The organism is Paraburkholderia phenazinium (assembly GCF_900141745.1).
GTDB lineage: Bacteria > Pseudomonadota > Gammaproteobacteria > Burkholderiales > Burkholderiaceae > Paraburkholderia > Paraburkholderia phenazinium_B.
Genome location: NZ_FSRM01000002.1, coordinates 3,611,989 through 3,631,114 on the forward strand (window position 1 = coordinate 3,611,989; position 19,126 = coordinate 3,631,114).

Annotated in this window: 18 protein-coding genes and 2 pseudogenes; 6 read left to right on the top strand and 14 right to left on the bottom strand. The window is 61.5% G+C overall.

Annotation, left to right across the window (positions count from 1 at the left end; translation table 11 throughout):
* Window positions 1-299 precede the first annotated feature (299 nt).
* A complete protein-coding gene (locus BUS06_RS36070; RefSeq protein WP_254369058.1) occupies window positions 300-1,934 on the bottom strand; it encodes a putative bifunctional diguanylate cyclase/phosphodiesterase in 1,635 nt (544 codons plus the stop codon).
* A gap of 42 nt (window positions 1,935-1,976) precedes the next feature.
* Here BUS06_RS36070 and BUS06_RS38500 point away from each other — a divergent pair, with 42 nt between their 5' ends.
* Both BUS06_RS38500 and BUS06_RS36075 read left to right on the top strand, forming a co-directional pair.
* Window positions 1,977-2,258, top strand: coding sequence for a hypothetical protein (locus tag BUS06_RS38500; RefSeq protein ID WP_254369059.1), 282 nt, complete (start codon window positions 1,977-1,979; stop codon window positions 2,256-2,258).
* A 241-nt stretch (window positions 2,259-2,499) separates the two neighbouring features.
* Window positions 2,500-3,954 carry a phospholipase D-like domain-containing protein gene (locus BUS06_RS36075; RefSeq protein ID WP_074269015.1) on the top strand — a complete coding sequence of 485 codons (1,455 nt, stop codon included), beginning with the start codon at window positions 2,500-2,502 and terminating at the stop codon, window positions 3,952-3,954.
* Here the strand turns inward: BUS06_RS36075 and solA are convergent.
* The 7 genes and pseudogenes from solA to BUS06_RS36110 all read right to left on the bottom strand — a co-directional run bounded on the left by solA (window position 3,937) and on the right by BUS06_RS36110 (window position 8,217).
* Window positions 3,937-5,109, bottom strand: coding sequence for an N-methyl-L-tryptophan oxidase (gene solA / locus BUS06_RS36080; RefSeq protein WP_254369060.1), 1,173 nt, complete (start codon window positions 5,107-5,109; stop codon window positions 3,937-3,939). The two genes, BUS06_RS36075 and solA, sit on opposite strands and share 18 nt — an antisense overlap.
* An 89-nt stretch (window positions 5,110-5,198) precedes the next feature.
* Window positions 5,199-6,068: a cytochrome c oxidase assembly protein gene (locus tag BUS06_RS36085; protein ID WP_074269016.1), complete on the bottom strand. Its 870-nt coding sequence runs from the start codon at window positions 6,066-6,068 to the stop codon at window positions 5,199-5,201.
* A gap of 126 nt (window positions 6,069-6,194) precedes the next feature.
* Window positions 6,195-6,506 carry a hypothetical protein gene (locus tag BUS06_RS36090; protein ID WP_167379460.1) on the bottom strand — a complete coding sequence of 104 codons (312 nt, stop codon included), beginning with the start codon at window positions 6,504-6,506 and terminating at the stop codon, window positions 6,195-6,197.
* 154 nt (window positions 6,507-6,660) lie between these two features.
* Complete coding sequence (locus tag BUS06_RS36095) at window positions 6,661-6,942, bottom strand: hypothetical protein (protein ID WP_143787711.1); 282 nt, start codon at window positions 6,940-6,942, stop codon at window positions 6,661-6,663.
* Window positions 6,943-7,005: 63 nt separating this feature from the next.
* A complete protein-coding gene (locus BUS06_RS36100; RefSeq protein ID WP_074269018.1) occupies window positions 7,006-7,374 on the bottom strand; it encodes a nuclear transport factor 2 family protein in 369 nt (122 codons plus the stop codon).
* Between the two features lie 203 nt (window positions 7,375-7,577).
* Window positions 7,578-7,979, bottom strand: coding sequence for a type II toxin-antitoxin system HicB family antitoxin (locus BUS06_RS36105; protein ID WP_074269019.1), 402 nt, complete (start codon window positions 7,977-7,979; stop codon window positions 7,578-7,580).
* A gap of 56 nt (window positions 7,980-8,035) precedes the next feature.
* Window positions 8,036-8,217, bottom strand: a pseudogene (locus tag BUS06_RS36110) (type II toxin-antitoxin system HicA family toxin).
* A 167-nt stretch (window positions 8,218-8,384) separates the two neighbouring features.
* Here BUS06_RS36110 and BUS06_RS36115 point away from each other — a divergent pair.
* The 4 genes from BUS06_RS36115 to flhC all read left to right on the top strand — a co-directional run bounded on the left by BUS06_RS36115 (window position 8,385) and on the right by flhC (window position 11,547).
* The gene (locus BUS06_RS36115) at window positions 8,385-9,278 is read left to right on the top strand and encodes a helix-turn-helix domain-containing protein (protein WP_074269021.1); all 894 of its coding nucleotides are present in this window, start codon (window positions 8,385-8,387) and stop codon (window positions 9,276-9,278) included.
* Window positions 9,279-9,349: 71 nt separating this feature from the next.
* Entirely contained in the window at window positions 9,350-9,877 is a 528-nt protein-coding gene (locus BUS06_RS36120) for a GNAT family N-acetyltransferase (protein ID WP_074269022.1), read from the top strand.
* A gap of 744 nt (window positions 9,878-10,621) precedes the next feature.
* On the top strand, window positions 10,622-10,942 hold the full coding sequence (gene flhD / locus BUS06_RS36125) for a flagellar transcriptional regulator FlhD (protein WP_074269023.1): 321 nt from the start codon (window positions 10,622-10,624) through the stop codon (window positions 10,940-10,942).
* A 14-nt stretch (window positions 10,943-10,956) separates the two neighbouring features.
* A complete protein-coding gene (gene flhC, locus BUS06_RS36130) occupies window positions 10,957-11,547 on the top strand; it encodes a flagellar transcriptional regulator FlhC (protein WP_074269024.1) in 591 nt (196 codons plus the stop codon).
* A 235-nt stretch (window positions 11,548-11,782) separates the two neighbouring features.
* Here flhC and BUS06_RS36135 read toward each other — a convergent pair whose 3' ends face one another.
* From BUS06_RS36135 to BUS06_RS36160, 6 genes and pseudogenes are all read right to left on the bottom strand, one after another.
* Window positions 11,783-13,111, bottom strand: coding sequence for an Nramp family divalent metal transporter (locus BUS06_RS36135; protein ID WP_074269025.1), 1,329 nt, complete (start codon window positions 13,109-13,111; stop codon window positions 11,783-11,785).
* A gap of 61 nt (window positions 13,112-13,172) precedes the next feature.
* Window positions 13,173-14,375, bottom strand: a complete 1,203-nt coding sequence (locus BUS06_RS36140; RefSeq protein ID WP_074269026.1) for an acyl-CoA dehydrogenase family protein — start codon at window positions 14,373-14,375, stop codon at window positions 13,173-13,175.
* A 34-nt stretch (window positions 14,376-14,409) separates the two neighbouring features.
* Window positions 14,410-15,066 carry a methionine ABC transporter permease gene (locus tag BUS06_RS36145; RefSeq protein ID WP_074269027.1) on the bottom strand — a complete coding sequence of 219 codons (657 nt, stop codon included), beginning with the start codon at window positions 15,064-15,066 and terminating at the stop codon, window positions 14,410-14,412.
* Window positions 15,059-16,270 (bottom strand): methionine ABC transporter ATP-binding protein, encoded by a 1,212-nt coding sequence (locus tag BUS06_RS36150; protein ID WP_074269028.1) that lies wholly within the window; start codon window positions 16,268-16,270, stop codon window positions 15,059-15,061. The genes BUS06_RS36145 and BUS06_RS36150 overlap by 8 nt, the downstream gene beginning before the upstream one ends.
* 53 nt (window positions 16,271-16,323) lie before the next feature.
* Window positions 16,324-17,040, bottom strand: a pseudogene (locus BUS06_RS36155) (MetQ/NlpA family ABC transporter substrate-binding protein); the annotation flags it as partial.
* Between the two features lie 472 nt (window positions 17,041-17,512).
* Entirely contained in the window at window positions 17,513-19,117 is a 1,605-nt protein-coding gene (locus BUS06_RS36160) for an efflux transporter outer membrane subunit (protein WP_074269030.1), read from the bottom strand.
* Between the last annotated feature and the right edge of the window lie 9 nt (window positions 19,118-19,126).

Genomic DNA, 19,126 nt, shown 5'->3' on the forward strand with positions numbered 1-19,126 from the left:
CCGGCGCGCCGCATTCGTGCCACGCGATATCTAACTAAATATCGGCAAACGATGCAGCTACTTTAGGTTTCCTCATAAACATGACGCATGGGTTTTGCTGCTCATTCAGAACGACTGATCAATACTCTTCTATTACGATCCGAAGGCGGGCAGAACACCTCATGGCTACTCTCATACACCACGACGCATGTAAACGGCAGCATCGCACTGCAACTTGAGGACTTTTTGCGTAAGGATTGCCTGAAAACAGGGTAGGCAAATCAGGCAGTGGACGGCGCATGCGCGCCGTTAGCGATGGCCTAGCCTTTGATCACACCGTCGGCGGCGAGCCGCTCTTCCCGGTGCGCGATGGTCTCCGCCCGCTCCGGCCTGCCAAGCAGGTAGCCTTGCGCGTGGGTACATCCGCAGCCGCGGACGAAGTCGAGTTGTTCGGGGGTCTCGATACCTTCCGCGGTAGTCGGCATGCCCATCTCCCGCGCCAACGCCACGATCCCGCGAACCACCGCCGCGGATTCGCGCCGGTGCACGGATTCCTTGACGAAGGAACTGTCGATCTTGAGTTCATCGAACGAAAAACGGACGAGCGTCGACATGGTTGAAAAGCCGGTTCCAAAATCGTCCAGCGCCAGTCCGATACCTAATGCACGGAGCGTTGCGACGTTGCGCCGGGTCGCGATATCGTCGCTTAGCAGCACTGTTTCGGTCACCTCGATATTCAGGCGCTGCGGCGGCAACTTCGTTTTGTGCAGGATCGACTCGACCGTCGCAGCGAACGACTCCTCGCGCAATTGCACAGGCGAGACGTTGACCGCAACCGTGACCGCATCGCGCCAGGTGACCGCTTCCATGCACGATTGCCGCAGCGCCCATTCACCCAGTTCGAGTACCAGGCCCGTGCGTTCGGCCGTGGGAATGAATGCGATGGGCGACAACTCGCCGCGCGTCGGGTGGGTCCAGCGCAGCAACGCCTCGCGTCCCGAGATGGTCCCGTCGCTAAGATCGACGATGGGCTGATACTCCATCCGCAAGCCGCTAAAAGACTGCATCGCGCCTTCGAGGTCGCTGCGCAGGAGACTCAGACTTTCGTCGGAGGCGTGCTTGTCGGCATCGAAAACGGCAAAGGCACTTTTGCCATTGCGCTTGACCGCGTACAAGGCACGATCCGCGCATATCAGCAATTGCGGCCCGGTTTTGCCGTGCTCCGGATAAAGCGAAATACCAACACTCGCGCCAATGTGGACGCGTGCCTCGCTCAGCACGAACGGCCGGGCCAATGCCTTGACGATGCGATCGGCCAGCACACGCACATCATCGATCAGGGAAGCGCCATCGTAGATGGCGACGAATTCGTCCCCCGCCAGGCGTCCGACGATACCGCCGGCCGGCAGGATATCGCGCAGCCGTATCGCCGCTTCCTGCAGGATCTGGTCGCCCGCAGCGTGTCCAAGGCTGTCGTTGATCGCCTTGAAGCCGTCGAGGTCGATCAGTAGAACAGCGAACGATTGATCGTCGACCTGCTGCACGGTCCCCGTGCGCTCGAGCAGGAGCTCGCTGATGCGTGCGCGGTTGGGCAAGCCAGTGAGACTGTCGTGGCGCGCCAGGCGGTGGCTGTTTTCGCGTGCCGTCAGCAACGCGACGGTGTCGCGGTTGCTACGCAGGGCGACGGTAAAGAAGCCTGCCGCGCAGAATGGCGCCTGAAACAGCAGGACGAGCTTGCCGGAGCCGGGAGAGAGGGCCGCGCCCAGACCGAGTAGCCCGAGAATGAGCGTGATCTGAATCAGCACAAGGTGGGGAATGCCGGCATTGCGACCTGCCAGGCCGCCTATAACGCCGACGGCGCAAACATTTCCGAGCAGGAATAGCGTCGGGTCGCCGCTGACATTGCATAGAAGGCTGCCGAAGCCGAACAGCGCGCTCCAGACAATGCTCGCCAACAGAAACGCGGAGGTGGGCGTAGGCTCGCCGCGGGCACTACGTTGGCAACAGACGTAAATCAATACCAGCCGGGTAAACAGCAAAGCGAGGACAGCAAGTCCCCAACCGGCATAAAGCGCAGTCCGATGGAGGTAAAAGGCCGTGGCGCAGACACTGATTTCACAAATCGACGCAAAAATAATGGATGCCGTTCTGGTGAACAGATTGGCAAGCAATATTTGCCGATTTTCGGCACTCAGATTTTGAGCGGAAGAGACAATCCACTTGAAAAATGGAGACCTTGGTTCGCTGAAAGCCATGACCTGCGCATTTTTGACGGTTAGCGGAACGACGGAGGCTACAGTGCAATTATTACGTAAACCACATATAGCGGGTTAATTCTCCTTTGGCCGGCGCGCAATGCTCGGGCAAAGACAGGCGAAATGCCCCGAAACGCCATAAGAGCCTGGAAAGAAAACGCCTGACAAAGCGAAATAACCTTGTTTTAAGCTTGCTGGCGCTGCGTCTCCTCGAAAATAAAAGCGGCGTCTCTAACGACGATCGAATGCCACCTGGAACCCTTCAATGGATCACCACTCCGAGCCGACCACAAATAACGATCCCGGCCAGATGTCCGTCCCATTCATCACGCAGGGTTCCTATCCGCGACGGCCCGGCAACCGGGTTCGTCCGCTTATAGATAGCGGTCCTGCATTTCGCCGCATCTGCGAAGCGGTAGAAAGCGCCCAGCACCGTGTCTGGCTCACCGTTACCTTCGTATCAAGGCTTTTTCAGATGCCCGACGGACGGGGCACGCTGTTCGATGTGCTCGATGGTGCTGCCCAGCGGGGTGTCGACGTCCGCGTGATTTTCTGGCGCCCCAACCCCGCGAGCAATGGATACGGACAGACGTTTGAAGGCACCCAGTCCGACTTCGACTGGCTGGCGGAGCGGGGCTCGCGTTTGAACGCTCGCTGGGATCGCGCGCCCGCCACCTATTGTCACCATCAGAAATGCTGGCTGATCGATGCAGGGGAGTCCTCGGAAACCGTGTTTGTCGGCGGCATCAACCCGACTTTCGCGCTCGTCGAACCTGGGCACGCAGGGGGTGAACAACGCCACGACGTCTACGCCGAGATAACCGGTCCATGCGCGAGCGATGTGCATCACAACTTCGTTCAGCGCTGGAACGAAACCAGCGAGCGCAATAGTGCGCTTGGCGTGTATGGACCTGACGAACACTCGGATCTCGCGTTCCCGACACGTTTATCGAAGGCGCAAGGCCCGAGCACCGTGCAGATTCAACGCAATGTGCACGCTGGATGTTATCGCAACGCGCACGCAGCCCCGGGCGTTGGAGAAGCCTATCCCATCGCCAACGGCGAGCGGTCCATCACCGAACAATATCTGTTGGCCATCGCCGCCGCGCGTCGTTCGATCTACCTGGAAAATCAGGCGCTTCCGGTGCCCGCCATTGCCGGTGCGCTTGAAAATGCCTTGAAACGAGGGGTATTCGTGGTTCTTCTGGTGCCGGGAGAGCCCGAACCGTATGTCGCGCAGTGGCGACAAAATCCTGAACGCGCGGCGTTTTTCGAGCAGATCGAAGCACTCGGCCGCCATGAAAATTTCACGCTCGCCGCACTCGCAGGGCCCACGCAAACCGATGGCCGGCGTTACGTTTACGTCCATGCAAAGCTCATGCTGATAGACGATGCATGGGCCACCATAGGATCGTGCAACCTTCATGCGAATTCGCTGTACGGCCATAGCGAAATGAACGCGAGCGTCTGGGACTCCAACGCGGTAAAAGCCCTGCGCTGCCAGCTCTTCCTCGAACACCTGGGCCAGGATACAAGCCATCTGGACGATCGCTCAGCCGTTCAGCTTTACCAAAGCATCGCACACCGAAACGATCGCCGCTGGCGAGACGGCAATGACGATTGGGACGGTAGTATCGCCTGCAGTCTGAAGCCGCAAGCCTATGGAAAAACGCACGGACCAGACAACGTCCTTGCGCTTTCCTCAGGAAAAACGGCTTAAAGAAAACGCCGAAAGGTCGATCTGACTCTTTCCGCTCAGACAGCGTTGCGCGACCGCCTCGCCGATTGCCGCCGAATGCTTGAAGCCATGACCCGAACAGGCCGACACCGCGGTGACATTCTTGAGCGCAGGATGCTCGTCAATGATGAAACCATAGTCAGGCGTCACGGTGTAGGTACAGACACGCGCCTTGACCCGTTCCGCGGTCACGCCGGCGATCTTGCCCGCAACATGCGTGCGGAACATGGCCGCCACATCGGCGTCGGACACCGTGCGATCCAGCGAATCGGGCTCGCTCAGCGCCATGTATTGCTCGGTCGCGATCTTCATGCTGCCTTCACCGGGAATGGGTGGAAAGCCGTAGCAAAAGTCGGTGTCCAAAGGACCGTGCGAGAGAATGAAGCTCGGGGAAACCTCAGGAAAAATCATAGGCTCTTCAAGCTTGAACCAGAATAGCTGTTGCCTGCAAACCTTCAGCAAGCTTTTGAACGGCTCGCCCAACAGCTCGGCGGACCACATGCCGGCGCAGACAACGACCTTATCCGCCACCACTGTCCGATCGCCCGCCCTCACCCGGACCACGTTGCCCATCGACTCCACAGCGGAAACCGTCACACCGGCGATCACGTCGGCCCCGAGCTCGCGCGCCGCCTTCAGTTGCGCGGCGATGCACCGTTCGGGTCGCACAAAGCCCCCTTCCGGTTCGTAGTACGCGATCGTGTCGTCGCGAAGCGGCGCAAATTGCGGGAAGCGTGCGCGGAGCTGTTCGGCCGTGAGAACCTCATGAGCGATGCCATAGGTCCGTGCCAGCTCGATCGTGCTCAGCGTGAAATCAGCCGCGCCGTGGTGCGATGTGTGCGTCGCGCCCGAGGTCATGACGAGCACCCCGCATTGCTCGAAGAGCGCGTCACCGTCGCGTGCTTCCAGTTCGCGCCAGATCTGCTGCGACCTGCGCACCAACGGCACGTACGCGGCGCCTTCGCCAACGGCCAGCCGGGTAATACGCGTGTCTCCGTGACTCGATCCCTGGTCATGCGGCGGGGCATATCGGTCTATGCCCACCGCTTTCGCGCCAGCCTTGGCCAGCTGGTAAAGCGTGGCTGCGCCCATGGCGCCGAGTCCCACCACCACGACATCGCATCGTTCTTCGAGCACGGCATGTCCTTGTTCGGTTCAAAAGGTACGGGATCAGCCTGGCGTGAAGGCCAGCCGCAAGCATTGATTGCGCACGGTAACCCGGCTGATCAGCTTCCTGCCTGCAGTGCCGGCTTCGCTCTTGCCCCGCCCCGCCTCGCCTTCGGCGGCACGCGCGACGGCAAGGTGGACAGACGCATCACGTGACGCAGCGCCATCATCGCGCCGATCGCTTCGAGCACCCCGGCGGGCACCCACATGATCAGGCCGCCGAGGCTCTGATCGAGCGCGGGCGGAACGGACGTGAACGCGCGGCCGCACAGCGTGAACACCGGATAAAGGTCATGCGAGGAAAAGGTGATGATGGCGCCCACGAGGATCTGCGGCGTCATGGTGATCACCGGAGACAGCACCCGCAGGCCCGGGCGCGTGCGGCTCGGCGGACTCGGCCGGTGATCGAGCAGCATCCACCAGTACAGCAGGCCGCTCACCGCGACCGACCAGTTCATGAACGTGTAGATGCGCCAGTCGAGCATCGCGACGAACTGGACGGACGGAATCAGCCAGAACACCACGGAAACGACGAAAGCGATAGAGATAAAGGCCGGATTGAACAACACGGCAGCAACGATCCGCACGGGCTTCAGACGCTGCCAACGCCGCAGCGCGCTGCGCCAGCGCAGCGGCAAACCGGCGCGCAGCACACTGCCCGGATACGAAGCCATCAGGATCAGAGGAGCCAGGTGATGCAGCACGAGATGCTGGAGCCGGTGCACGAAGAACTGGTGCTCGGCGTAGTAGTCGAGGCGTGTGTGCAGCGCAATATAGAACAGCACGAGCCCGATCCAGAACGCCCCCCGCCGGGCAAAGCTGACGCGGATGTGGCGCGAACCGCGCGCATACAGCACCGCGACGGCAACGAACACGGCGACGAGCACAAACGACGGCTCCCACGGATCAAGCAGACTAATGAGCGACATGGCGGATTCGACGGTGACGGCAGGGTGCGTCCGGACCTGGCGTCCGAGGCGGCGGGTTACATGTTAGCAGGTGCTACCCGGATGCCGTGCGGGCACGGTCTGATAGGCACTATGCGCCGCAAAACCTCACTTGACCCGGCTGAATGTCGCCGAGCCGGCCATGGTCGGCAAGATGATCGTGTCGTGCTGCTTGTCGTAGGGGATGCTTTCAATGCGGCCAGTCGATTCGACCTCCAGCACGCCGTCCCGGTAGACGGCAGATGCCACCCCGGGCCTGACACTGCCACCACTGGTGTTGGCGATGACAAAGCCATCGTCGTTACGGCTGATCTCGACGCTTTCGCGGCCCTTGGTGCTCTGCCACTTACCGACGAACTCGTCGCCTTCCTTGTTGCCGCAACCGCCGAGCACGGCGAGTGTGACGGCGGCTAACATCACTACACAACCCCGTATCATGTACTCCCCCTCTATTTATGATCGTTTCGCCGCCCGATCAGGCACACCTGCGCCGGGTGGCGACGAGGCAGGCTGATCCGCGCGAACGCTCGTCCACAGAAGCCAGTCGCGTGCGGTGGGCAAACGGTCAGTCATTTTATCGTGAAGCCGGCGACCCCGAGCAGGGCGTCGCGCCTTTCAGGCCGGCCGCTGTTCTTTGGCGGCTAAACCAGCGCAGCCAGCCTACCAGTCCCAGCAACACCAGACCCGCGCCGCCTAACACGGGCTCGCGCCATGCCAGCAATGCGGTGAAGGTGAACGCCCGCGCGCCGGCCAACAGCGCGAAGCCGGCAATGGCGGTGCTGACTGCGTCGAGGGTGCCGAGCACCCGTTCGAACGCGAGTGTCACCGCAAATCCCGCGGCACTTTGCTCGCGCATGATCATCTCCTTGAAAGTGGGAAGGCGTAGGCCTGAGTCGGCCTCAGCTGTTTTTGATTAAGCTCAGGCCGCGCCCGGCGTCGCGTCGAGAAAACCCGTCACGGCCTGCAACCGTCCGGCCGGATCGACCACGCCAAAATCCGAGCCCTTCACGATCGGCGTGCCATCGGGCGTGGTCAGCTCCCACGAAAAACGCAGACGGTCGGCGAAGCCGTCGACATCCGTGGTGCGGCGGAAGGTATGGCGCGGAAAGCGCTCGTGGACCGCGCGAATCATCGCGTCGATTCCGTCATGACCGTTGCCGGCGAGTAGCGGATCCAGATACGCGGCATCCGTGCTCCACGTCGCGGCGATCAGTTCGCGGCGGTTGACTGCGTCTGTTTCATTCCACGCCGCGAAATAGCGGTCGATCAGATCGGTATGTGCGTTCATCACAGACTCCTTCAGTAGCTTGGCTGAGCACGACGCCTGGCAAACAGTGCGTTTGGGGCGGGCTCGGACTGAAGGATCGGTGAGCGGGTGCGGGGAGTCGATTACCTGGGAGGTAACGTTGCTCGCTAACGAAAGACGGCCCGCCAAAGCGGACCGTCACTTAACGCTATTCCAGCAGCGCGCGAACCAAGCGATCCGCGCCATCATTGGTGAGCCAACGCTTCCAGCGCTGCGCGCGCGAGGAATCCGCTGCGGGTTTCGTGACGCGCCTCGACGTAGGCGTCGATCTTATGCAAAACAAAGCGCGGCAGGCTGATGTTGATCCTCTCTGGCTTCGAGTCGAGCTTCGACAGATCGACGCTGACCAGCGCCCAGATTGCCCCACAGTATTCAGGCTGTGCGGCCAGTTCTTCCACGGTCGAGCACGTGAAACCGACCTCTTCACCGAGCTCTATTAGCGTCGAAACGTGACCCACAATGGCCTCTTTTGCGTTTCTGATTGCGTCATCGATGGTGTCGCCCCAGGAGTGGACGCCCGGAATATCCGGAACAGTCACGCCGTAGACGCTCCCATCGTCCTTATGGACAGCGATGGGAAATTCCATTTCCGTTCCTTTGCAGTCAATGTTCTCCGACATCCTGAGCCGGCAAAAACCGCCGGTCAAACAAGACCAGCGGTCTTCAGGATGCTCTTCGCCGTCCCGATCGGCAGATCCTTCTTAGGGTGCGGAACCGTCACAAGGCCCTTCCTTTCAGGGTGTTTGAAGTGGTGATGACTGCCGGTAATTCGCACCAGTTTCCAGCCATCTTCTCGAGCATCCGGATTAGCTTTGATGAATTCATCTGGCCTCCGCATGTCTCGTGTGTAATTTTACACACGACTCGGCGCCGGGTAAAGGAAAGTGTGTAGTTGTGTGTTCGGGAGGCGCCGGAGTTGTCTGACTGCTTCCCCCCAATTCACTTACCTCCCAGGTAATGGAATCCCGCCGCGCCCTGGCTATGATTCCCCCATGAGCACTCTCTCCCTCCCCCAAGCCGGCCCGTCGGGACCATCGTCGGCCAGCCGCACCGTCGGCGAACTGCTGCGCGACTGGCGGCAGCGGCGCCGCATGAGCCAGTTGCTGCTCGCAGCGGAAGCCGACATCTCGACCCGTCATCTGAGCTTCGTCGAATCGGGCCGCGCCCTGCCGAGCCGCGAAATGGTGATGCACCTCGCCGAGCGTCTCGACGTCCCACTGCGCGCCCGTAACATGCTGCTGGTGGCGGCCGGGTATGCGCCCCTGTTTCGCGAGCGTCCCTTGACCGACCCGCAACTGACGGCCGCGCGTGAGGCAGTGGAACTGGTGCTGAAGGGACACGAACCCTATCCGGCGCTCGCAATCGACCGGCATTGGACCATCGTCACCGCCAACCGCGCGCTCGCCCCACTGCTCGGCGCAGCGAGCGAAGCCCTGCTGGCGCCGCCCGTCAACGCGCTGCGCCTCAGCCTGCATCCGGACGGGATCGCCTCCTCTATTGTTAACTGGCACGCCTGGCGCGCACATGTGCTGGCGCGGTTGCAACGGCAGATCGACGTCAGTGGCGACGAAACGCTCGTGGCCCTGCGCGACGAACTTGCCGGCTATCCCACCCCGCCGGGCGCGGAAAGCCCGGAAGCGGACAGCAACGCCACCCTCAATCAGATCGCCGTGCCGCTGCGTCTGCGCACGCCGCTGGGCGTGCTGTCGTTTTTCAGCACCACGACCGTGTTCGGGACGCCGGTGGATGTCACGCTCTCCGAACTCGCGATCGAGGCATTCTTTCCGGCCGATCCGCAGACCGCCGCGGCCTTGCGCGCATACGCAGAAGATCAGGCAGAAGGTCCGGCCACAGCGGCGTCGAACGACACCGCTAGCAATCCCTGAAGCCCGCCCCCTGTGGGCAGTCGCACCGTTACCATGCGAAGCCCACTCGAGCCCCCCACGGAGAAACACGCATGGAGCACGCCCCGCTGATCCGGCAACTCAACCTCGCCGATCTCAACGCTTTCTTCCAGTTACGCCTGCGCGGTTTGCAGGCGCACCCGGAGGCGTTCGGTACGAGCCATCAGGAGGCGCTCGAGAAAGGCCCGGGGCAATACGAGGCAATCCTGCAAGGCACTCAGGCAGCCGACGGCAATTTCATACTCGGCGCGTTCGCCACGCCGGAGCTCGAGTTGATCGGCACGGTCGGGCTCAGACGCGAGCCGCGGGTCAAGGAGCGGCACAAGGCGGTGGTGGTCGGTATGTATGTCGCGCCTGAAGCCGCCGGCCGCGGCGCCGGCCGTGCGTTGCTGGGCGACCTGCTCGCGCGCGGCGAACGCATCGAGGGTCTGCGGCAAATCCAGCTAGTTGTTACAAAACAGAACGAAGCGGCGCGCCATCTATATGAATCGCTCGGATTTCGCTGTTGCGGCCGGGAAGTCGACGCGCTCCGCATCGACGGGGTATTTCACGACGCCGACCTGATGGCGCGCCTCATCTGAGGCCACGGGCAACCCGCGGGAAGTTGTAACGTCGATTTGTCTTATCGATTTAACCAATCCCGGCCTGGTGTCAGGCAGATTCCGAGGCTGTCGGGCCGATCGCGGCTTCGTCAGCCGCCCGGTTCTTACAGCGCCCGGTGGCGCCCATCCGGATCCAGCAGAATCTCGTTGCCCATACCTCTGACCGAACGTTCGGACGGAACCGGTAACTCTCCCCACCCACCCGTTACATTTGCCGCCGAGTTTGTAACTGGGTCTCCCGCAACGTGTTACATCCGCTTTTGTCCCCCAAACTTCGTTCCGGCAAGTAGTTATTACTGCATTTCGTCGCTTTCTTTCTTTTAGCTTTCCGTTTGAAGCGCCTATTAGCGTTATTACCGAGATTCAAACGGATTTCCTCAGACCATTCCGACAAGCCCCATTCTGCAAGGCCTGTGGCGGCTCAGACACGGTCTGTACATGCTCCAGAACCCTCGCTGCAGCCTATATTACGGCTCCGTGAAAGAGTTACCGAAAATTGTTGTATTTTTGTGAGATATTTTTTTGAGAAGGTATTGATTTCCTGAAATGCACTTCATACAATTGCTTCCAAGGTGTTACGAGTTGTAACACCTTGTATCAAACAGTCAGGACACGTTTCAAGTCGTAAATGTCGCCGGAGGTCACCAGTGTCCGGCGAGGGTACAAAAAGCATAACGGCGCAAAAAAGCCGACATAGCAATTCGGGGCTTCGGAAACACAAAAATGGACCGTAGCAGCGAGACGCGGGAATCGATCCGCGAAATCAATTTGTCTTACATCATGCTCGCACAACGTATGTTGCGCGAGGACAAACCCATCGGGATGTTCCGATTGGGCCTGTCGTCGGAACTGGCCGATTTGCTTGCCGGGCTGTCGCTCGCGCAAATCGTCAAACTGGCCTCTTCCGACCAGCTTTTGTGCTTCTTCCGCTTCAACGACCACTCGATGTTGTCGGCGTTGACGCAAACGACAAAGCACGCAGAGGTATCGCCGACTCATGCGGCTATCTTGCTGGCCGGCCAGCCAGCAGAGCAATTCGCTTAACCGGAGTGACTGCGATGCTCAAGCGAAGCCTGACGGAAGATGCACAAGAAGTATTCCGCGCAATCGCGCTGATCGAACTCGGTGCACGCATGCAAGTGCTCGAGAGCGAATTGACGCTGTCGCGCGACCGCATGATTCGCCTCTACCGTGAGGTGAAGGGTGTTTCGCCACCCAAGGGAATGCTGCCGTTCTCGGCGGACTGGTATATGACGTGGCTCGCGAACATTCATGCTTCGCTGTTCTACAACACGTACCTGTTCCTGAAGAACGAAGCGCGTTGCTCGCATCTGGATGCGCTGACCAAGGGTTACCGCCTGTATCTGGAACACTGCAAACACAGTGAAACGGAACCGGTGCTGGACCTGACGCGTGCGTGGACGCTGGTGCGTTTCTTCGACGCCAAGATCCTGCAACTCACACCGTGCTGCCGTTGCACGGGCAAGTTTGTCGCGCACAAGCACGATCTGCAGCACAACGTAGTATGTGGCGCCTGCCAGCCGCCGTCGCGCGCCGGCAAGACCAAGAAAGCCGCTGCTGCAGCCAAACTGGAAGCGCAAGAAGCGTTGGAAGCAATGGAAGCTACGCAGATCGCGGAAGCTGCCTGACCCGACTGATTTCCGGTCGGTTTGTTTTGTACCGATTTTTTGTGCCGGCTATCCGGCTGACGGTTCATCCTGCTGCATATCCAGCAGATTCGAGCCTCGCCTTCGCATCCGGCATCATTGTGTCGACCAGAGGCCGTTACAACCTCTGGTAGCGCATCTCATCTGGTTTTTCGCCGCATCTCATCTGCTTTGTTACGCGTCACACGATCTCCCGATCGCGCGGAAACGTGCGCGCTCAGCTGATCCATCCCACCGTTTGCACCACCAGCCACAGGTTCGCGGCCGTAATCACGACGAACAGCGCCCACGCGAGCAGCCGGGTCGGCAGACGATTGGCAAACTCGCCCATCAGCGAACGGTCGTTAGTCATACGGATCAACGGATAGAGCGCGAACGGCAACTGCAGGCTCAATACCACCTGACTTGCGACCAGCAGCGTGCCGACCGCGCCGTTGCCGAGCGTCTGCACGCCGATCAGGGCTGGGATCAGCGCCAGCGCGCGGGTAATGAAGCGGCGCTGCCAGCACGGGATCTTCAGCTTGAGAAAGCCTTCCATGATCACCTGCCCGGCGACGGTGCCGGTAAACGTCGAGCTTTGCCCGGACGCGAGCAGCGTGATGGCGAACAGCACAGCCGCGAAACCCGTGCCGACGATCGGCGCAAGCAGCCGGTAAGCATCTTCGATTTCCGTGACCTGGTTGTGCCCGGTCGCATTGAAAGCGGCGGCCGCGAGAATCAGGATTGCAGCGTTGATCAGCAGCGCGATCGCCAGCGAGACGATCGTATCGAGGCGCGACAGACCGATGGCCGAGGCGATACTGCGCGAATCGCGCTTTACGGCGCGCGTTTGCACGATGGACGAATGCAGATACAGATTGTGCGGCATCACGGTCGCCCCGAGGATGCCGATGGAGAGATAGAGCGGTTCTCGCGTGCCGATGGCGTGCCACGAAGGCACGAGCCCTGCCATCACCGAGGGCCAATGCGGATGCACGAGCACCAGTTGCACGATATAACCAATGCCGATCGTGGCGATCAGCCCAAGAATGATGGCCTCGAGGTCGCGGAAATTTTTTCCCTTCAGACCGAGCACGATCAGCGTATCGAACGCGGTCAAAATCACGCCGGTGGTCAGGGAGCACTTGAACAGCAGATGAAACGCGAGCGCGCCGCCGAGCACTTCGGCAAGATCGCAAGCGATGATCGACACCTCGGCCAGCAGCCATTGGACCCGGGCGATGGCCGGCGAGTAGCGGCTACGCGACAGTTGCGCGAGGTCCTGGCCGGTGGCGATGCCAAGCCGCATGCTGAGGCACTGCAGCGCCATTGCCGCGAGACTGGACAGCACCACCACGAACAATAAGCTGTAACCGTAACGCGAGCCGGCTTCGATATCGGTGGCCCAGTTGCCGGGGTCCATGTAGCCGATCGAAATCAGCAGGCCGGGGCCGGCGAACTGCATGATCCGCTTCCAGAGCGGCGCACCCTGCGCGACGGCGACGGTTCCCTGGACTTCGGACGGACAGAACGGCGCAGTGGCCGTAGTCGGTAAATTAAATGGCAAGCCGGCGACCTCTTGAGATTGACGTAGCAACGGCACCCGCCAACGGGCGCCGCAGTCGACCTCAAGTGTACAAAGAAACGTCCGGCAATGTGCCGCTGAGCGCGTAACGGCCAACGTCGCGCACCCGGTAGTCGAGCGGATCGTGCAGCGTATGGACGCGAGCATTGCGCCAGAAGCGGTCGAGCGCGAGCGGCGCATGTGTGGCGCGCGCACCGCACGCATCGAACAGGTTCTGGCTCACCTCAAGGGCGGCCCGGTGCGCGAGAATCTTCGCTTCGGACGTGGCCAACGCAACCCGGCCGCGCTCTTCGGCGTTGAGTTCGGCGCCCTTGTTCCAGGCGTCGTCGAGGGCCCGCGCGGCGCGTTCCGCCAACGCCTCGGCACTGACTGTCTGCAAACGCATCTCGCCGAATCGTGCGATCAGGTAGGGATCGTCCGTGGCCTTGTCGACGCCGGAGGTAATCCAGGGCCGTCCATTTTTGTTCACGTATTGACGCGCTTCCTCGAGCGCGCCCTGCGCAATGCCGACGAACAGGTTCGTCAACACCAGTTGCGACACCAGCGTGCGTAGCGTGGCGTGCGGTGTAGGCGGTGTTTCCGAGCGGTGCAGCACTTCTTCCGCCTCGACCTTCACGTTCGCAAACGACACGCTGCCGCTATCGGTCTGCCGCTGACCGATCGGGTCCCAATCTTCGTTGACGGTGATGCCATCGCGCGTCGTCGGTATGACTGCGAAAATCGGCTTGCCGGTCTGCGGGTCGTGCGCCGATACGGTCATCATCTGCGAGCCGCGCGTACCGGAGCAGAAGCCCTTCTGTCCGTTGAGGCGGAAACCGCCGTCGGCGGTTGCACTTGCAACCAGTCGCGTATCGAGCGGATTGACGGCATTGCCCCACCACCAGCGGCTCTCGACGGTGCCACGCAGATAGCGCGCCCGTTGCGCCGGATTGCCCCACACATCGACGCTCACCACCTGCAGGCACTGAAAACCCAGCAGATGCGCGAGCGCGCTATCGACGCGCGCAATCGAACGGATCGTTTCGTAGACTTTGGGCCACGCCGCGCCAGTGCCGCCGAATTCGCGCGGCACGGCTATCGTCAGCAGACCTGCCTCGGCAATCCACTGTTTCTCCTGCGCCGCGTGACCGCCCTGGCGGTCACGCTCCGCTGCGCTCGCGCGCAACGCTTCCAGCAGGCTCGACAGACCATGTGGCACCGATGACGCCTGCGGGTCACGCGCCGCGGGATGGTCCAACTCGTTCATGCAAACTCCAAACCAAGTGTCGGATACCTGTGCATTATGCGCGATGACCGAGCCGACGCACAAAGCGGTCGCCGACGAACTGCACGGCCGTGACAATAACAATCAGCAGAATGATGACCGTCACCATCACCGTGGTATCGAAGCGCTGATAGCCGTAGCGAATCGCGAGATCGCCAAGACCGCCGGCGCCGACCGCACCGGCCATCGCCGACGAGCCGATCATCGCGACTATCGTGATCGTGAAACCGCCGAGAATGCCAGGCAGTGCTTCCGGCAGCAGCACATGCCAGATGATATGACGGCGCTGCGCGCCCATCGCCTGCGCCGCTTCGATCAGACCGCGATCGACCTCGCGCAGGCTCACTTCCGCGACGCGCGCAAAAAAAGGAATCGCGGCGATGCTGAGCGGCACGATGGCTGCCCACACTCCAATCGTAGTACCAACGAGTAGACGCGTGAGCGGCAGCAAGGCGACCAGCAGGATGATGAACGGCGTCGAGCGGAATGCGTTGACGAGCGCGCCGAGCGTCGTGTTGACCGAGCGCCGTTCGAAGATGCCACCGCGCGTGGTGGTCACCAGCACGAGCGCCAGCGGGATGCCGACCAACAGCGCAATCACGGCGGACACGCCGACCATCACGAGCGTGTCGCGAATCGCTCCGGCCAGTTCGGAGAGCCATATATCAGACATAACCGAGCACCTCCACGTGATTGGCATGCTGCCGTGCACGGTCCACAAGAGCGGCAATCTGCGCGCGGACAGCGGGCGTGTCGGCACCGCGATCGCCGTATGCACCATGTGCGCCATCGCCCAACTCTGGGACCGCTACCGCAGCAGGAATCTGCGCGGTCACCACAAGGCGTCCTTGGGCATGCCCTTGAATCCGGTCGATGCCGCCGTGCACGAAGCTCACGCGGCCACCGTCCACACTCAAAGCGTGAGCGAGCGCGCCGAGATCTGGTTCGCGTTCGTCCGCGCCGGTAAAGCGCACGTCGAGCAGGACCCGCGCTTCGCCCGCCGTCACCTCATGTAAAGGCTTCACACGCGCGGCGAGATCGGCAGGCAGATCGTGCACCAGCGTGCGCAACAGCGCGCGGGTTGCGTCGTGCTGCGGCGAGCCGAATACTTGCCACACCGGCCCCGTCTCCACCACCTCGCCGCGCTCGATCACGGCCACCGTATCGCAAACCTCGCGGATCACCTCCATCTCATGTGTGATGAGGATGATCGTCAGCCCAAGGCGCCGGTTGATATCGCGCAGCAGCGCCAGAATCGCCTGAGTCGTTTCGGGATCGAGCGCCGAGGTTGCCTCGTCGCACAGCAGAATATCGGGGTCGTGTACCAGCGCGCGAGCAATCCCCACGCGCTGCTTTTGCCCTCCCGACAGACTCGCAGGATACGCATTGCGCTTTTCGGAGAGTCCGACCAGTTCGAGCAACGCATCGACCTTACGCTCGATCGCCGCCTTCGAGGCACCCGCGATCTTCAGCGGCAAGCCGATGTTCTCACGCACCGTCTTGGCCGAGAGCAGGTTGAAATGCTGGAACACCATGCCCGTGCGGCGCCGCAAGGCCACGAGGCCGCGCTCATCCAGTTCGCCCACGCTGACGCCATTTACGCTAACCGTCCCGGACGTGGGTTTTTCCAGACCGTTGACGAGCCGCAGCAACGTCGACTTTCCCGCGCCGCTGCGACCGATGATGCCGAACACCTCGCCGCGCGCCACCTGCAATTGCACATCGGCGAGCGCCGGGACCGTGCCGGGCGAGTTGCCGAACACCTTGCCGATCCGGTCGAATACCACCGCCGGGCCCTGCGCCTCGGACGATGCGGGACGTGCGGACCAGGCCGGCGCGGCCGCGATAAAACCGGGCGTGTCGAACAGAGAAGGCATCGTATCCGTCCTTGCTAAAGCTTTAAATCACGAGCGGGCGCAGGCCGGCACGACTACCACGCAACCGCGTAGAGATTGCCGAACGCCTTGTCGAGCTCAGCGCGCACTTGCGGCGAGTGCTGATAGATCGAAATGAACTTGAGAATACGCGGATCGTTTGCGCTTTCCGGACGCACGACAAACTGAATCGCGAAGATCTTGTTTTCGACGCCATCGAACAGCAAGGCGCTATTCGGGTCTGCGGTGCCGGCGAGCTTGATGAAGCTTGGATAACCTTCGGCCAGATCCACGTCGTCAAGCGAGCGCGCCAGTTGCGACGCTTCGAGCTGGACGATCTTCAGATGCTTGGGGTTGTCGACAATGTCGAGCGTCGTTGCGCGATAGTCGACGCCCGGCTTCAGTTTGATAAGTCCAGCACGCTGCAGCAACAGCAGTCCACGGCCACCGTTCACCGGATCGTTGGCAATCGCGACGGTGGCGCCGTCCTTCAGCTGACCGAAGCTTTTGACCTTCTTCGAATACAGGCCGATCTTCATGATCGTGCCGGGGGCAATCGCCACGAAGTTATAGCCGCCCTGCTTCTTCGCATTCTCCAGAAACGGAATGTGCTGGAAGTAGTTGACGTCGATATCCTTGTTGGCGAGCGCCGCGTTCGGCGTATTCCAGTCGGTGAACTCAATGATCTTCACATCGAGCCCTTGCGCCTTGGCTTCACGCGCCGCCTCCTGCAAAGCCCCGATTTGGGGCGTTGTGGCGATGCCGATTGTTAGCGTCGGCGTATCGGCGGCTTGGGCGCTCGACGCGGCAACCGCAAACGTCAACGCCATCATGACAACGCCGCTCAAGCGCACAAACGACGCGCGCGGCGCAAGCAACAGCCGGCGCAAGTTGTAAACAGAAAAGCTCATGACGGACCCGTTCAATGAAGTGTTTGCCTGGCGCAAGCGAACGCTGCAGCGTGCATCAATGCATGCTGCAGGTAAGCGGATAGCAGGATCAGAGCCGCTGACGCGGCTCGAAAGGCGTGACGCGCAGATGGATCAGCGCGGACAACGGAACGGTTGACAGGTCATCGCCTCTCTCCAGATGAGGTGCGAATCATGATAGACGCCACGCAGACGGCGGTCTACGAAGCGATTTTGGAAAGGAAATCGCGCCAGGCGATATACAAAAGGGGCTGAGCGCGCTGCTCAGCCCCTCGATGCACTAGTACTCGTGTTACCAACCACCAAGGCTAGGCCATTACTGCTTTGCCAGCTGTTGTGGCGCATCCTTCACACCGGCAACCACGGCGGGGGCAGCAGCAGGAGCAGTGGAACTCGCATCTGCCGTACCTGCACCACCCGGCGCAGCCGCCACCGGCACACCGGAAGCCGCAACATCCGAACCCCAACCGCCACCCAGCGCACGAATCAGGTTCACCGTCGACACCGCCTGCGTGCCTTCCAGATGGGTCGCCTGCAACTGCGTCTGCAGAACCTGCCGTTCGCTGTCGATCACATCCAGGTAGCTCACCTGTCCTTCCTGATACTGCGTCTGCGACAGATGCGAAGCCCGCTGCGATGCGTTGACCGCATCGTTTTGCGCCTGAATCTGATCGTCGAGCAGGCGCAGATCGGAGAGGTTGTCTTCGACTTCCTTGAACGCCTCCAGCACCTGCTGACGATACTGCGCCACGTCTTCGTCATACTTGCCGCGCGCCTGAGCGAGGTTCGCCTTGCGACGGCCGCCGTCGAACAGCGGCACCGTCAAGGCAGTACCCGCCAACGGCCCGAGCAGGAACGTGCGGCTCGACCACATGAACAGATCGCCCAACGTGGCCGATTCGAACCCAGCCGCACCTGTGATATCGAGCTTCGGGAAAAACGCCGATTTCGCCAGCCCGACTCGCGCATTGGCCGCAGCCATCGCACGCTCAGCCGCCGCCACGTCAGGACGACGTTCGAGCAACGCAGAAGGCAGCCCCGGCGGCACGCGTGCAGCCACCGGCACAAGCGGCGTTTCCGGGAACGAGAAGTTCGCCGGCGCCTTACCAAGCAGAATGGCGAGGCTATGCTCGGACGCGGCACGTTGCCGGGCGATGCCCACCGAATCCGCACGTGCGCTCGCCAGTTCGTTACGCGCCTGCGCCAGATCCAGTTCGCTGATGTCGCCTTCGTTGAAACGCCGCTGGATCAGCTTGAGCGTGTTCTCACGCAACGCTACCGTCTGACGGTACAGATCCTGATCCGTATCGAGCTCACGCAACTGGAAGTAGTTCTGCGCGACATCAGCCTGCAATGCAAGCTGCACCGAACGGAACAATGCTTCGCTCTGCTGCGCATCTGCCTGAGTCGCGTTCACATTCGAACCAACCCGGCCGAACAGATCCGCCTCGTACGACGCGGTGCCTTGCGCGCGCCACAGCGTCGTGGTCTCCGAGCCATTGCTCTGCGGCAGGAACTGCGAAGCCGCTGACGCGGTTTCGCGGGTCGGCCCAAAGCCCGCATCGAACTTAGGGAACCAGTCGGAACGCGCCGCCTGCAACGACGCCCGCGACTGCTGCACGCGTGCCGCCGCTGCCTTCAGATCCTGGTTGGCCGCTGCGGCCTGCTCTTCCAGATCATTCAACTTGGGGTCGCCAAAAATCTGCCACCATTCGCCGCGATGCGCGTCGTCAGCCGGCTGAGCCGGCTTCCACGTGCCCGCATCCTGCGGCGCGATAGTCGCCGCTTCCTTGAACGCCGCCGACGTGTCGACGTCGGGACGCTTATAGGTCGGCTCGACCGAGCAGGCGGCTAGCAGCGCCAGCAGCAGACCGCTCGCTGCAGCGCGGCCCCAACCGCTCAAAGATTGATATTGCTTCATTATTGTTTT

What these genes read in the sequence shown, in the direction of transcription:
- BUS06_RS36075 (WP_074269015.1), top strand. Translation starts at nt 2,500, where the DNA reads ATGGATCACCACTCCGAGCCGACCACAAATAACGATCCCGGCCAGATG.
- BUS06_RS36085 (WP_074269016.1), bottom strand. Translation starts at nt 6,068, where the DNA reads ATGTCGCTCATTAGTCTGCTTGATCCGTGGGAGCCGTCGTTTGTGCTC.
- BUS06_RS36095 (WP_143787711.1), bottom strand. Translation starts at nt 6,942, where the DNA reads ATGCGCGAGCAAAGTGCCGCGGGATTTGCGGTGACACTCGCGTTCGAA.
- BUS06_RS36100 (WP_074269018.1), bottom strand. Translation starts at nt 7,374, where the DNA reads ATGAACGCACATACCGATCTGATCGACCGCTATTTCGCGGCGTGGAAT.
- BUS06_RS36105 (WP_074269019.1), bottom strand. Translation starts at nt 7,979, where the DNA reads ATGGAATTTCCCATCGCTGTCCATAAGGACGATGGGAGCGTCTACGGC.
- BUS06_RS36115 (WP_074269021.1), top strand. Translation starts at nt 8,385, where the DNA reads ATGAGCACTCTCTCCCTCCCCCAAGCCGGCCCGTCGGGACCATCGTCG.
- BUS06_RS36120 (WP_074269022.1), top strand. Translation starts at nt 9,350, where the DNA reads ATGGAGCACGCCCCGCTGATCCGGCAACTCAACCTCGCCGATCTCAAC.
- flhD (WP_074269023.1), top strand. Translation starts at nt 10,622, where the DNA reads ATGGACCGTAGCAGCGAGACGCGGGAATCGATCCGCGAAATCAATTTG.
- flhC (WP_074269024.1), top strand. Translation starts at nt 10,957, where the DNA reads ATGCTCAAGCGAAGCCTGACGGAAGATGCACAAGAAGTATTCCGCGCA.
- BUS06_RS36140 (WP_074269026.1), bottom strand. Translation starts at nt 14,375, where the DNA reads ATGAACGAGTTGGACCATCCCGCGGCGCGTGACCCGCAGGCGTCATCG.
- BUS06_RS36145 (WP_074269027.1), bottom strand. Translation starts at nt 15,066, where the DNA reads ATGTCTGATATATGGCTCTCCGAACTGGCCGGAGCGATTCGCGACACG.
- BUS06_RS36150 (WP_074269028.1), bottom strand. Translation starts at nt 16,270, where the DNA reads ATGCCTTCTCTGTTCGACACGCCCGGTTTTATCGCGGCCGCGCCGGCC.
- BUS06_RS36160 (WP_074269030.1), bottom strand. Translation starts at nt 19,117, where the DNA reads ATGAAGCAATATCAATCTTTGAGCGGTTGGGGCCGCGCTGCAGCGAGC.